This is a genomic window from Streptomyces sp. NPDC042346, from assembly GCF_055581845.1.
In genome coordinates, this window is the sequence record NZ_JBVJEH010000004.1 from 748794 (window position 1) to 761475 (window position 12682).

A 12682-nucleotide genomic window follows, 5' to 3' on the forward strand; every position below is an offset into this window, starting at 1 on the left:
CAGTTCGGCAAGAGAGTAAGTCCTACCTGGGCGTAGATCAGCAGCAGTGCTCAGGATCACCCCCTCTCGTTCGGGATCACCCCCTCCCGGAGTACCTCCGTGGAAGGATTCGCGGCATGTCGGTCGCCTCCTCGGTCCTCGTCCCCTACGCGTCCTACCTGCGGGTGTACGAGCCGCTGGCCGCGTTCCCCGAACCGGAGCGGAGCCACTGGGCCCGGTACGCCCGCCTCCCGCGTACGCCGGGGGCGCAGGAGGAGCTGCGGCGCTCGCTCGCCGACCTGCTGCCGACGCCCCCGGTGCCGGTGCCGGTCCAGGAGAGCGGGGAGGCGTTCGTCGCACACCTGGACGGGGTGGTGGTGATCTGTCCGTGGCGGACCCGGCTGCGGAGCTGGCTGGCCGTCGAGGAGCTGATGGCCGACGGGTACCCGGGGCCGGTGCTCGACGCGATGCTGCCGCCCGTGGTGCGCGTCCAGGTGGCCGGCGACTACGAACGGTGGCTGAGCAGGAACCCGGACGCCCGTCCGTGGATCCGTACGGCGGTCTGGCAGGTGCCGCTGCGCTGGTTCGCGCTCTTCGGGGACGAGGACCGGCAGTACGAGCCGGGCGGCCCGGAGACGGCTCCGGTGCTGCGCTACCGGACGACGATGGCGCAGGCGCGGCGGCGGCTCGCACGGGCGCTGAGGGCCCTGCGGGAGTCGATCGACGAGGGGCCGATGACGGAGGGCCTGGTCGACGTGGGCCGCTGGCTGGAGGAGTTCCATCCGCGGGCGCTCGTGGAGCTGGACTTCGGGGGCCTGGTGCACGCGGTCGCGGAGGAGTGGCTGGCGGCCGAGCGGTCGGCGGCGGAGATGGCGGAGGGGATCGCCGCGCTGCGCGCGGGGGACGGCGAGCGGGCCAGTGAGGTGTACGGCCGGCTCGCGGAGCGCTGGCGGGTCGTCAGGGACCTGCGGGGCGCGAACTGACATCAGTCGGGCATCTTCGTCAGGTCCCCATCGACAAGACATGTCCGACTGAGGTAAATGATCTTCAGACATCCGGACCCGACGGCTCCGGGGTCTCTCGCCGCGCTCTTCGCGGCGGGGTCTTTCGGCACACGGGCGACGGGGACGTTGGTCCTGATCCGGGCCTTTGGCTCAAGCGTGACGGACAGCACTTAACGCACCCTTGCGCCCATCACCCACCCTCGTGCCAAAATAGGACAAGGAGTCCGGGGAGGGTTCCTTCCGCCCAAGTTTGGGCGGAACGCTCAGCATTGCACTCTATGGGGGGTCTGAGGACTCCTGATCGCTCTGTGACTGATCGTCACAGCCGCGTGACTGTCCGTTATGGCATGGTCCATCGACTTCCGCCGCTGATGAACACCTGCGAGGGCAATTCCATCGGTTTGGCCGACGTGGCTGGACGGATGGTGTAGTTGTAGTGCCGAGGACAAGCCGTTCGTCCTATAACCGACTCGGCCCGCTTCTGCCATTTCGGGCAACGCGGGTCAAGGTGCAGAATTTAGAGGAAAGAACCGAGATTGGTTCGGTTCTCCCGAGGAGGCCGCTCATGACCGCTCGCACCCCTGATGCCGAGCCGCTGCTGACCCCTGCCGAGGTTGCCACGATGTTCCGTGTGGACCCGAAGACGGTGACCCGTTGGGCGAAGGCGGGCAAGCTCACGTCCATCCGCACGCTGGGTGGGCACCGCCGGTACCGCGAGGCCGAGGTTCGCGCACTGCTCGCGGGTATTCCGCAGCAGCGCAGCGAGGCCTGAGGCTCGCTCAACACCCCGCAGCACCCTGTAACACCGGGCCCGTCCGGATCCCCCAATCCGGTCGCCCACCCCTAGTACTGCCGACGGAATCCTGCCCCAACAGGCCTTCGTCAACGATCGCGCTGGACTCCGCCGGGTCTGGCGCGATCTTTTTTGTGCCCTGGGCCACTCTGCGGCAGGCCGTGCAATTGCACATATTAAATCGGGCGGGTGTAGGAGAGGTGTAAGTGCAGGGGTTCCTGAAACTCCTTCAGTGACACCCGTCACACTCGCGAAGCCTTGCCAATATCCAGCGTGCCACCCCCTGGATCGCTCACAACCCGCCGTTGGTCATGGGTCGGTGGGACTTTCGTCCTCCTCCGCCGCCGGCTCGGGATCCTCGTACTCGGGAAGCTCCATGACGAGCCGCTGGAGGCGATGGCAGACCACGCAGTGACGCGTGAGGTGTCCGTAGCGGGAAGCGGCCGCCAGATGGGCACGCAGCAGCGCTCGTGTGTCGTGTCGTGCCGCCGACGCCGCGGCCATGCGCGACCACCTCCGGTACGGTCCCCCGATTCCCTGAGTCCGGGGTACCGGCGGGCGCCCCGCGCCGTCAATACACGGGAACACAACGAAGGCCCGCATCTCACGATGCGGGCCTTCGGTACTGCGAACCTGACGGGACTTGAACCCGCGACCTCCACCTTGACAGGGTGGCGAGCTAACCAACTGCTCCACAGGTCCTTGCTCGCAGCCCCTCGTAAGTGGCTGCGAGGAAGACTGTACAGCAGGTCAGCGGTCCGGTCGAACTCACCGCCGGACGGCACCGCCGGCCCCGCGGCCGGTCAGGGTGCCGAGGCGGCGCTCAGGGCGCCGCCGCGTCGATCGCCTTCACGATCCGCTTGTCCGAGACCGGGTGCGCCGTGCCCAGCGCGTGCGCGAAGTAGCTCACCCGCAGCTCCTCGATCATCCAGCGGATGTCGGTCACCTCGGTCGGCACCGGGCGGCCCTTCGGGAGCTGTTCGAGCAGCCACGCGTACTCGTCCAGCATCTCGTGGACCTTCTCCATGCGGGTCGTGTCCCGCTGGACGCCGGTCGCCATCTGCTGGAGCCGCCGGTCCACCGCCACCAGATAGCGCATCAGGTCCGGGAGCCGCTTGAGCCCCGTACGGGTGACGAAGCCCGCCGGCACCAGCCAGGCCAGCTGCTCGCGCACGTCCGTCAGGTTGTTGATCAGCGCCAGGCTGTTCGTGGACTTGAGCCGCCGCTGGCAGGCCTGCCAGGCCGCCAGGATCTGCTGGACCTGGCCCACCGTCCGGACCGTCGTGTCCACCAGGTCCGCGCGGACCTTGTCGTACAGCTTCCGGAAGGACTCCTCGTCCCAGGCCGGCCCGCCGTGGTCGGCGATCAGCTTGTCGGCCGCGGCGGTCGCGCAGTCGTCGAAGAGGGCCTGGATCGAGCCGTGCGGGTTCGAGGACAGGGCCAGCTTCTGCTGGTTGGTCAGCTTGTCCGAGGCGAACTTCGCCGGGTTCACCGGGATGTTCAGCATGATCAGCTTCCGGGTGCCCCGCCACATCGCCCGCTCCTGCTCGGCCTCCGTGTCGAAGAGCCGTACGGCGACGGTCGCGCCCTCGTCCACGAGCGCCGGGTACGCCTTGACCGGCTGGCCGCCCCGCTTGGTCTCGAAGACCTTCGTGAGGGTGCCGATCGTCCACTCCGTGAGCCCTGTGCGCTCCAGGGAGGGCCCGGAGCCGTCCGGGCCACCCGTGGCCGCCGCGGCGGCCTGGGAGAGGGCCTTACGGGCCTTGGGGCGCAGCTGGAGCCGCAGCGTCTCCAGGTCCTTGTCCTCGGCCAGCTTGCGGCGCCGCTCGTCGACGATCCGGAACGTGACCTTGAGGTGCTCCGGCACCTTCGCCCAGTCGAAGTCCTCGGCGGTGACCGGGACGCCGACCATCCGCTGGAGCTCGCGGGCGAGCGCGCCCGCCAGCGGCTCCTGCACGGGCACGACCGCGTCCAGGAACCGGGACGCGAAGTTCGGCGCGGGGACGTAGTGGCGGCGGATCGGCTTCGGCAGAGAGCGGATCAGCTCCGTGACGACCTCGCCGCGCAGACCCGGGATCTGCCACTCGAAGCCCTCGTCCGTCACCTGGTTGAGCACCTGGAGCGGGATGTGGACGGTCACGCCGTCCGCGTCCGCGCCCGGCTCGAACTGGTACGTCACCCGGAACTTCAGCGGCCCCTGCCGCCAGGAGTCCGGATAGTCGTCCTTGGTGACGCCCGCGGCCTTCTCGTTGATGAGCATCTCGCGCTCGAAGTCCAGGAACTCCGGCTCGTCATGGCGCTTGTGCTTCCACCAGGAGTCGAAGTGGGCGCCGGACACGACGTGCTCGGGGACGCGCTTGTCGTAGAAGTCGAAGAGCGTCTCGTCGTCGACGAGGATGTCCCGGCGCCGGGCGCGGTGCTCCAGCTCCTCGACCTCGGTGAGGAGCTTGCGGTTGTCGGAGAAGAACTTGTGGTGGGTGCGCCAGTCGCCCTCGACCAGGGCGTTCCGGATGAACAGGTCGCGGGAGACCTCCGGGTCGATGCGGCCGTAGTTCACCTTGCGGTCGGCGACGATCGGCACGCCGTACAGCGTCACCTTCTCGAAGGCCATCACGGCCGCCTGGTCCTTCTCCCAGTGCGGCTCGCTGTACGTCTTCTTCGTCAGGTGCTCGGCGAGCGGCTCGATCCACTCGGGCTCGATCCGGGCGTTGACCCGGGCCCAGAGCCGCGAGGTCTCCACGAGCTCCGCCGACATGACGAAACGCGGGGGCTTCTTGAAGAGCGCGGAGCCGGGGAAGATCGCGAACTTGGCGCTGCGGGCACCCAGGTAGTCGTTCTTCGCCCCGTCCTTCACGTCCTTCAGACCGATGTGGCTGAGCAGACCGGCGAGCAGGGACACGTGGACGGACTGCTCCGGGGCGTCGTCCTCGTTGAGATGGATCCCCATCTGCTTGGCGACCGTACGGAGCTGGGCGTAGATGTCCTGCCACTCCCGGATGCGCAGGAAGTTCAGGTACTCCTGCTTGCACATCCGGCGGAAGGAGCTGGATCCCCGCTCCTTCTGCTGCTCGCGGACGTACCGCCACAGGTTCAGGTAGGCGGAGAAGTCGCTCGCCTCGTCCTTGAAGCGGGCGTGCTGCTGGTCGGCCTGCGTCTGCTTCTCCGCGGGCCGCTCGCGCGGGTCCTGGATGGAGAGCGCGGCCGCGATCACCATGACCTCGCGGACACAGCCGTTCTTGTCCGCCTCCAGGACCATGCGGGCGAGCCGCGGGTCCACGGGCAGCTGGGCGAGCTTCCGGCCCTGCGGGGTGAGCCGCTTCTTCGGATCCTTCTCCGCCGGGTCGATCGCGCCGAGCTCCTGGAGGAGCTGCACGCCGTCCCGGATGTTCCGGTGGTCCGGCGGGTCGATGAAGGGGAACTTCTCGATGTCGCCGAGGCCGGCCGCGGTCATCTGGAGGATGACGGAGGCCAGGTTCGTCCGGAGGATCTCGGCGTCCGTGAACTCCGGTCGCGACAGGAAGTCGTCCTCGGAGTACAGGCGGATGCAGATGCCGTCGGACGTACGGCCGCAGCGGCCCTTGCGCTGGTTGGCGCTGGCCTGGCTGACCGCCTCGATCGGCAGCCGCTGGACCTTGGTCCGGTGCGAGTAGCGCGAGATGCGGGCGGTGCCCGGATCGATCACGTACTTGATGCCGGGGACGGTCAGGGAGGTCTCGGCGACGTTCGTCGCGAGGACGATCCGGCGGCCGGAGTGGGCCTGGAAGACGCGGTGCTGCTCGGCGTGCGACAGGCGCGCGTAGAGCGGGAGGACCTCGGTGTTCCGCAGCTGCCGCTTGAGGAGCGCGTCCGCGGTGTCGCGGATCTCGCGCTCACCGGAGAGGAAGACCAGGACGTCGCCGGGGCCCTCGGACTGGAGCTCCTCGACGGCCTCGCAGATCGCGGTGATCTGGTCCCGGTCCGACTCCTCGGAGTCCTCTTCGAGGAGGGGCCGGTAACGGACCTCCACGGGGTACGTACGGCCGCTGACCTCGACGATCGGGGCCTCGCCGAAGTGACGGGAGAAACGCTCCGGGTCGATCGTCGCCGAGGTGATGACGACCTTGAGGTCGGGGCGCTTCGGCAGCAGCTGGGCCAGATAGCCGAGCAGGAAGTCGATGTTGAGGGACCGCTCGTGGGCCTCGTCGATGATGATCGTGTCGTAGGCGCGCAGCTCGCGGTCCGTCTGGATCTCGGCGAGCAGGATGCCGTCCGTCATCAGCTTCACGAAGGTTGCGTCCGGGTTCACCTGGTCGGTGAAGCGGACCTTCCAGCCGACGGCCTCGCCGAGCGGGGTGCGCAGCTCCTCGGCGACGCGCTCGGCGACCGTGCGGGCGGCGATCCGGCGGGGCTGCGTGTGCCCGATCATGCCCCGGACGCCCCGGCCGAGCTCCAGACAGATCTTCGGGATCTGGGTGGTCTTTCCCGAACCCGTCTCACCGGCGACGATCACGACCTGGTGGTCGCGTATCGCCTCCAGGATCTCGTCCTTCTTCTGCGAGACGGGCAGCTGCTCGGGGTACGTGATCGCGGGCACGCGAGAGGCGCGCCCGTCGACGCGCTCCTTGGCCTTGGCCGCCTCGGCGGCGATCTCGTCCAGGACGGCCTCACGGGCCTCGGGCTTACGGATGCGGCGGGCGCCTTCGAGACGGCGGCCGAGCCGGTGGGAGTCCCGCAGCGAGACCTCGGCCAGGACGGACTGGAGGGCGGCGAAGGAAGTAGACATACGGACCCCAGGATCGCACTTGCGGCCGAGAAGCGGCGAACCGATTTCCGGGGGAGGGGTGCGTACTATTTCGGGCACGTCGACCGGACCCGAGAGGTATCGCATGTTCCGCACCACCCGCGCCCTGGCGGCCTTCGCCGCGCTGGCGGGCCTGGTGCTGGGGCTGCTGGTGTGCGGGACGACGACGTCGGCCGCCGCTGCCGCCGCCTCTGCCGACTCTCCCCGGACCCAGGCCGTCGCCGTCGTGGGTGCCGTCGTGCCGGGCTGTGACCCGGGACACGCCGTCGAGGCGGGCGCCTCCGGTCCCGTCGTACCGCCCCGGGCCGGCGGCTTCGCGGAGCTGCTGCCCGCCCTGGCCGCCGACCGGACGCCGTGCGCGGTCCGGCACGGGCAGCCGGACGGACGGGGGACGGCGCCGGGCCGGGAGCCGCCCGAGCGCGTCGCGGCCTCACCCGTGGAGCTGTCGACCCTGATGAGGGTGTAGACGGACGGTCGCCCTCCGCGCCGTCCCTCTCCTTCTCCCCTTCCTCCTCAGGAGCGCTTCCGCATGCCCACGTCCAGGCCCAAGTCCAAGCCCAAGTCCAAGCCGATCGTGATCGTCTCCGGGGTGGCGGCCGCCGCCGTGCTGCTCGGCGTCGTCTCGTACACCGCCACCAAGCCGGCCGCCGGCGGCGCGGGCGGCTCGTCCGCCGTCGCCGAGGTCTCCGCCGACCCGTCCGCCGGCGTCTACCCCGAGCTGGAGGCGTACGCCCGCCGCGACGCCGCCGACAAGCTCGCCCTGGGCCGGGCCGACGCGCCCGTCGTCCTCATCGAGTACGCCGACTTCAAGTGCGGCTACTGCGGGAAGTTCGCCCGGGACACCGAGCCGGTCCTCGTGAAGAAGTACGTGGACGCGGGCACCCTGCGCATCGAGTGGCGGAACTTCCCGATCTTCGGCGAGGAGTCGGAGGCCGTCGCCCGCGCCTCCTGGGCGGCCGGGCAGCAGGGCCGGTTCTGGGAGTTCCACAAGGCCGCGTACGCCGAGGGGGCCAAGGAGAAGGGCTTCGGGAAGGACCGCCTCGCGGCTCTCGCGAAGGAGGCCGGCGTCCCCGACGCGGCCCGGTTCGCGAAGGACACCGAGGGGACGGCGGCCCGCGAGGCCGTCCGCAAGGACCAGGAGCAGGGGTACGCGCTCGGCGCGACCTCCACCCCGTCCTTCCTCGTCAACGGCCGCCCGATCGCGGGCGCGCAGCCCCTGGAGACCTTCACCGACGCCATCGAGGCGGCGGCGAAGACGGCGAAGGCCACGAAGGACGCGAAGAAGCCGGGCTCCGCGCAGTGACCTCCGGCATCGGGTACTTCGCCGCGTTCCTCGGCGGTCTGCTCGCCCTCCTCAGCCCGTGCAGCGCCCTGCTCCTGCCCGCCTTCTTCGCGTACTCGATCGACACGCGCGCGAAACTGGTGGCCAGGACCGGGATCCTCTACGCGGGCCTGGCGACCACCCTCGTCCCGCTGGGCGCGGCCGGGTCCTTCGCGGGCCGGTTCTTCTACGGCAACCGCGACCTCCTGGTGACCGTCGGCGGCTGGCTGATCGTCGGGCTCGGCGTCCTCCAGCTCCTCGGCCTGGGCTTCGCGTCCCGCCGCATCGCCGAGGCGAGCGGCCGCATCCGGCCCACGTCGGCGCTCTCCGTCTACGCCCTCGGCCTGGTCTACGGCCTCGCGGGCTTCTGCGCGGGCCCGATCCTCGGCAGCGTCCTGACGGTGGCGGCGCTGAGCGGCAGTCCGGCGTACGGCGGGCTGCTCCTCGCGGTGTACGCGCTGGGCATGGCGGTCCCGCTCTTCGTCCTGGCGCTGCTCTGGGAGCGGTACGACCTGGGCCGGCGGCGCTGGCTGCGCGGCCGGCCGCTCCGGGTCGGGCCGCTCACGCTCCACTCGACCTCGGTGCTCTCGGGCCTGTTCTTCATCGCCCTCGGCACGCTCTTCCTGGTCTTCGACGGGACGACCGCGCTGCCGGGGCTGCTCTCGGTGGACGAGTCGTTCGCGGTGGAGGAGCGGGTGGCCGAGCTGGGGCGCGCGGTGCCGGACTGGGCACTGCTCGTCGCGGTGGTGGCCGTGGTGGCGGTGGTGCTCGTGGTGCGGGGCCGGCGGGGGAGCCGAACGCGGGAGCGCGAGGAGGCGTGACCGTCCACGGGGAAGGGGCGCGGGCCCCTTCCCCGTACGGGAGTCCTGGGACGCGGGAGAGAAAACGACGAAGGCCCCGTTCTTTCGAACGGGGCCTTCTGTTTGTGGCTGGGGCCGGGGTCGAACCGGCGACCTATCGCTTTTCAGGCGATCGCTCGTACCAACTGAGCTACCCAGCCACGAAGCTGTTTCCAGCTTCAGCGACTCTGACGGGACTTGAACCCGCGACCTCCACCTTGACAGGGTGGCGAGCTAACCAACTGCTCCACAGAGCCTTGCAATGTGCGAGACAAGTCTCGCACACGTTAATGCGTACCCCCAACGGGATTCGAACCCGTGCTACCGCCTTGAAAGGGCGGCGTCCTGGGCCACTAGACGATGAGGGCTAAGGGCCCACCGGGGCGCTTCTCAGCGCGTCGGGGACGTGAGAAGCATATGGGATGTCGGCCGCTATCGCCAAAACGGTTTCCGCCCACCCCCGGCGAGTCCCTCTGACGGGGGGACAATGGGCGCGTGCTGGAGATGACGCGCGAGGAGTTCGAGGAACTTGTCGCCGAGGCCCTGGACCGGATCCCACCGGAACTCGCCCGGCTGATGGACAACGTCGCGGTGTTCGTCGAGGACGAACCCGCCCCGGACGATCCCGAGCTGCTCGGGCTCTACGAGGGGACGCCGCTGACCGAGCGCGGCGAGTGGTACGCCGGGGTGCTGCCGGACCGGATCACGATCTACCGGGGGCCGACGCTCCGGATGTGCGAGTCGCACGAGGACGTGGTCGCGGAGACCGAGATCACGGTGGTGCACGAGATCGCCCATCACTTCGGCATCGACGACGAGCGGCTGCACGCGCTGGGCTACGGCTGAGGCGCGGCTACGGCCGGGGCGCGGCCGAGGCGCGGCTGAGGCTGAGGCGCGGCTGAGGCCGGGGCGTGTCCCTTGTGGCGCCGGGGGAGTTGGGCAGGGCAACGCGTTCCGTTCCTGCCTGTTGTGTCCCTGGAGGTGCCCCCGTGCGCCATTTGCCCACCCGCTTGCCCACCCGTGTGAGGTGGGCCGCCGCCGCACTGGCCGTCGCGGCCTGCGCCGGTCTGAGCGGCTGTATGAGTGTGAGTGACGAGGGGGCGAAGCCGGCGCCCGGCGCGTCCGGGGGGAAGCGCGGTGTGGCGGCCGAGACCGGCGGCGGCGCCGGGCTCCCTGACGGCGGCGGCGGTTCCTGGAACGGGCGCCCGGAGGGCGGCGGGCCCGACGTGGCCGGCGGGGGCGCGAAGTCCCCGGTGCCGAGCGGTTCGCCGTCGGCCTCCGGGCAGCCCTCGCCCGGCGCGGTGATGCCCTCGGAGGGCCCCGACGGGACCGGCGGCTCCCCGAAGCCCGGGCAGACGAGTGGCGGAGGCGCCGGTGCCGCCGGCGGTCAGCAGGGCACGGGCGGGAGCCCTGTGGACGGCGGCAGTGGCGGGAGTGGCGCGAGCGGGGGCAGTGGCGGGAGCGGCGGCGGGAGCGGTGACGGCGGCGCGGGGAGCGGTGACAGCGGCGGCGGGGCCGGTGGCCCGGGTGGCGGCGTGACGCCGACGCCGGAGCCGACCCCGAACCCGACCGAGCCTCCGACCCCGGAGCCGACCCCGGAGCCCACCCCGGAACCGACGCCCGAGCCGACCTCCAATCCGACCGATCCGCCGACCTCCGGACCCGAGACCCAGCTGGGTGCGATGGCGGCGGCGGACGGGCCGGGAGCGCCTTCGGAGCCGGCGGCATCTCCGCAGGTCGGGCCGGTGTGACGGAGTCCGGTTTGCCATAGGTGGGGGAGGGTGCGTATGGTGGTAGATCGTTTGATCCCATTGCCCGGCGCCGACACAGAAGAGCGCCGTGTGGCGCGTACTCTCCCTAGCCGTGGCTGACCGCATTGAGGCGGTCGATTTGCGAATTCACGGAGTTGACGGGCGCGTGCCGAGACTCCGGAAGGTTTCGCATTTCGCATGTCCATTTTCAGTTCTGACCACACCGTCATGCCCGAGAACGACGAGATCGTCGAGGCCGTAGAGGCCACCGAGACCGTCGCCACCGAGGCTGCGGCCGTCGTCGACACCGACGACACCACCGACTTCGACGACGTCCAGGACGTCGAGGACTCCGCTGAGGCCGACGAGGCCGACGAGGAGCCCACCATCACCTTCGCGGACCTCGGTCTGCCCGAGGGCATCGTGCGCAAGCTCGCGCAGAACGGCGTGACGAGCCCCTTCCCGATCCAGGCGGCGACCATCCCGGACGCCCTGGCCGGCAAGGACATCCTCGGCCGTGGCCGTACCGGCTCCGGCAAGACCCTCTCCTTCGGTCTCCCCACCCTGGCCCAGCTGGCCGGCGGTCACACCGAGAAGAAGAAGCCCCGCGCGGTCATCCTCACCCCGACCCGTGAGCTCGCGATGCAGGTCGCGGACGCCCTCCAGCCGTACGGCGACGTGCTCGGCCTGAAGATCAAGGTCGTCTGCGGCGGTACGTCCATGGGCAACCAGATCTACGCCCTGGAGCGTGGCGTCGACATCCTCGTCGCCACCCCGGGCCGACTGCGCGACATCATCAACCGTGGCGCCTGCTCCCTGGAGAACGTCCAGGTCGCGGTCCTCGACGAGGCCGACCAGATGTCCGACCTGGGCTTCCTGCCCGAGGTCACCGAGCTGCTCGACCAGGTCCCGGCCGGCGGTCAGCGCATGCTCTTCTCCGCCACCATGGAGAACGAGATCGGCACGCTGGTCAAGCGCTACCTGAACAACCCGATCAGCCACGAGGTCGACAGCGCCCAGGGCAACGTCTCGACCATGTCGCACCACGTCCTCGTCGTGAAGCCGAAGGACAAGGCGCCGGTCACGGCCGCGATCGCCGCCCGCAAGGGCCGCACGATCATCTTCGTCCGCACCCAGCTGGGCGCCGACCGCATCGCCGAGCAGCTCGTCGAGTCCGGCGTGAAGGCCGACGCGCTGCACGGCGGCATGACGCAGGGCGCCCGTACCCGCGTCCTCGCCGACTTCAAGGACGGCTACGTCAACGCGCTGGTCGCCACCGACGTCGCCGCCCGCGGCATCCACGTCGACGGCATCGACCTGGTCCTGAACGTGGACCCGGCCGGTGACCACAAGGACTACCTGCACCGCTCGGGTCGTACGGCCCGCGCCGGCAAGTCCGGTGTCGTCGTCTCGCTGTCGCTGCCGCACCAGCGCCGCCAGATCTTCCGGCTGATGGAGGACGCGGGCGTCGACGCCTCGCGCCACATCATCCAGAGCGCCGGCGCGTTCGAGCCGGAGGTCGCCGAGATCACCGGTGCCCGGTCCCTGACCGAGGTCCAGGCCGACTCCGCGAACAACTCGGCCAAGCAGGCCGAGCGCGAGGTCGTCGAGCTGACCAAGCAGCTGGAGCGCCTCCAGCGCCGTGCCGTCGAGCTCCGCGAGGAGGCCGACCGCCTGGTGGCCCGCGCCGCCCGTGAGCGCGGCGAGGACCCGGAGGCCGCTGTCGCCGAGGTGGCCGAGGCCGCCGAGGCCGAGGTCGCGGCCGCTGCCGCCGAGGCCGAGCGTGTCGCTCGCGCCGAGGAGCAGCGTCGTGAGGAGCGCCCGGCGTTCCGCGACGACCGCGGCAACTACGAGCGCCGTGACCGTGGCGGCGACCGCGGTGGCGACCGTGGTGGCTTCCGTCGCGACAACGACCGTCCGTCCGGTGGCTTCCGCCGTGACAACGACCGTCCGTCCTCCGGTGGTTTCCGCCGTGACGACCGTCCGTCGGGCGGTTTCAACCGTGACGACCGTGGCGGCGACCGTGGTGGCTTCCGTCGCGACAACGACCGTCCGTCCTCCGGTGGTTTCCGCCGCGATGACCGTCCGTCGGGCGGTTTCAACCGTGACGACCGTGGTGGCGACCGTGGTGGCTTCCGTCGCGACAACGACCGTCCGTCCTCCGGTGGTTTCCGCCGCGATGACCGTCCGTCGGGCGGTTTCAACCGTGACGACC

General features: G+C 70.5%; 10 protein-coding genes and 4 tRNA genes. 8 read left to right on the forward strand and 6 right to left on the reverse strand.

Features of this window, described 5'->3' with window-relative positions; genetic code table 11:
• Window positions 1-116: 116 nt before the first annotated feature.
• Both ACZ6K0_RS21480 and bldC read left to right on the forward strand, forming a co-directional pair.
• Window positions 117-962: a DUF8083 family protein gene (locus ACZ6K0_RS21480; RefSeq protein WP_376398304.1), complete on the forward strand. Its 846-nt coding sequence runs from the start codon at window positions 117-119 to the stop codon at window positions 960-962.
• Window positions 963-1548: 586 nt separating this feature from the next.
• A complete protein-coding gene (gene bldC / locus ACZ6K0_RS21485) occupies window positions 1549-1755 on the forward strand; it encodes a developmental transcriptional regulator BldC (protein ID WP_003949541.1) in 207 nt (68 codons plus the stop codon).
• A 330-nt stretch (window positions 1756-2085) separates the two neighbouring features.
• On the opposite strand, the gene ACZ6K0_RS21490 is transcribed toward bldC, so the two are convergent.
• From ACZ6K0_RS21490 to hrpA, 3 genes are all read right to left on the reverse strand, one after another.
• On the reverse strand, window positions 2086-2379 hold the full coding sequence (locus tag ACZ6K0_RS21490) for a DUF6274 family protein (protein ID WP_469231427.1): 294 nt from the start codon (window positions 2377-2379) through the stop codon (window positions 2086-2088).
• Between the two features lie 25 nt (window positions 2380-2404).
• Window positions 2405-2478, reverse strand: a tRNA-Asp gene (locus ACZ6K0_RS21495).
• A 121-nt stretch (window positions 2479-2599) separates the two neighbouring features.
• Window positions 2600-6538 carry an ATP-dependent RNA helicase HrpA gene (hrpA, locus tag ACZ6K0_RS21500; protein WP_469231428.1) on the reverse strand — a complete coding sequence of 1313 codons (3939 nt, stop codon included), beginning with the start codon at window positions 6536-6538 and terminating at the stop codon, window positions 2600-2602.
• Window positions 6539-6641: 103 nt separating this feature from the next.
• On the opposite strand from hrpA, the gene ACZ6K0_RS21505 reads away from it, so the two are divergent.
• The 3 genes from ACZ6K0_RS21505 (at window position 6642) to ACZ6K0_RS21515 (ending at window position 8698) form a co-directional block, all read left to right on the forward strand.
• Window positions 6642-7022 carry a hypothetical protein gene (locus ACZ6K0_RS21505; RefSeq protein ID WP_376398313.1) on the forward strand — a complete coding sequence of 127 codons (381 nt, stop codon included), beginning with the start codon at window positions 6642-6644 and terminating at the stop codon, window positions 7020-7022.
• Window positions 7023-7085: 63 nt separating this feature from the next.
• A complete protein-coding gene (locus ACZ6K0_RS21510) occupies window positions 7086-7859 on the forward strand; it encodes a DsbA family protein (RefSeq protein WP_376398316.1) in 774 nt (257 codons plus the stop codon).
• Window positions 7856-8698: a cytochrome c biogenesis CcdA family protein gene (locus ACZ6K0_RS21515; protein WP_469231439.1), complete on the forward strand. Its 843-nt coding sequence runs from the start codon at window positions 7856-7858 to the stop codon at window positions 8696-8698. Before ACZ6K0_RS21510 ends, ACZ6K0_RS21515 begins: the two co-directional genes overlap by 4 nt.
• Window positions 8699-8803: 105 nt before the next feature.
• Here ACZ6K0_RS21515 and ACZ6K0_RS21520 read toward each other — a convergent pair.
• The 3 genes from ACZ6K0_RS21520 to ACZ6K0_RS21530 all read right to left on the reverse strand — a co-directional run bounded on the left by ACZ6K0_RS21520 (window position 8804) and on the right by ACZ6K0_RS21530 (window position 9084).
• Window positions 8804-8877: transfer RNA gene (locus ACZ6K0_RS21520), tRNA-Phe, on the reverse strand.
• A 22-nt stretch (window positions 8878-8899) separates the two neighbouring features.
• Window positions 8900-8973 (reverse strand) — tRNA-Asp (locus ACZ6K0_RS21525).
• Between the two features lie 38 nt (window positions 8974-9011).
• A tRNA-Glu gene (locus ACZ6K0_RS21530) sits at window positions 9012-9084 on the reverse strand.
• Between the two features lie 127 nt (window positions 9085-9211).
• Between ACZ6K0_RS21530 and ACZ6K0_RS21535 the strand changes: the two genes are divergently transcribed.
• The 3 genes from ACZ6K0_RS21535 to ACZ6K0_RS21545 all read left to right on the forward strand — a co-directional run.
• The gene (locus ACZ6K0_RS21535; protein ID WP_376398321.1) at window positions 9212-9562 is read left to right on the forward strand and encodes a metallopeptidase family protein; all 351 of its coding nucleotides are present in this window, start codon (window positions 9212-9214) and stop codon (window positions 9560-9562) included.
• Window positions 9563-9855: 293 nt separating this feature from the next.
• Window positions 9856-10467 carry a hypothetical protein gene (locus ACZ6K0_RS21540; protein ID WP_469231442.1) on the forward strand — a complete coding sequence of 204 codons (612 nt, stop codon included), beginning with the start codon at window positions 9856-9858 and terminating at the stop codon, window positions 10465-10467.
• Between the two features lie 198 nt (window positions 10468-10665).
• The coding region (locus ACZ6K0_RS21545) for a DEAD/DEAH box helicase (RefSeq protein ID WP_469231443.1) at window positions 10666-12682 on the forward strand (2017 nt) is incomplete at its 3' end.

Bases quoted from the DNA above. Each gene is read 5' to 3' on its own strand.
- ACZ6K0_RS21505 (WP_376398313.1), top strand. From the start codon at position 6,642: ATGTTCCGCACCACCCGCGCCCTGGCGGCCTTCGCCGCGCTGGCGGGC.
- ACZ6K0_RS21490 (WP_469231427.1), bottom strand. From the start codon at position 2,379: ATGCGGGCCTTCGTTGTGTTCCCGTGTATTGACGGCGCGGGGCGCCCG.
- ACZ6K0_RS21480 (WP_376398304.1), top strand. From the start codon at position 117: ATGTCGGTCGCCTCCTCGGTCCTCGTCCCCTACGCGTCCTACCTGCGG.
- ACZ6K0_RS21510 (WP_376398316.1), top strand. From the start codon at position 7,086: ATGCCCACGTCCAGGCCCAAGTCCAAGCCCAAGTCCAAGCCGATCGTG.
- bldC (WP_003949541.1), top strand. From the start codon at position 1,549: ATGACCGCTCGCACCCCTGATGCCGAGCCGCTGCTGACCCCTGCCGAG.
- hrpA (WP_469231428.1), bottom strand. From the start codon at position 6,538: ATGTCTACTTCCTTCGCCGCCCTCCAGTCCGTCCTGGCCGAGGTCTCG.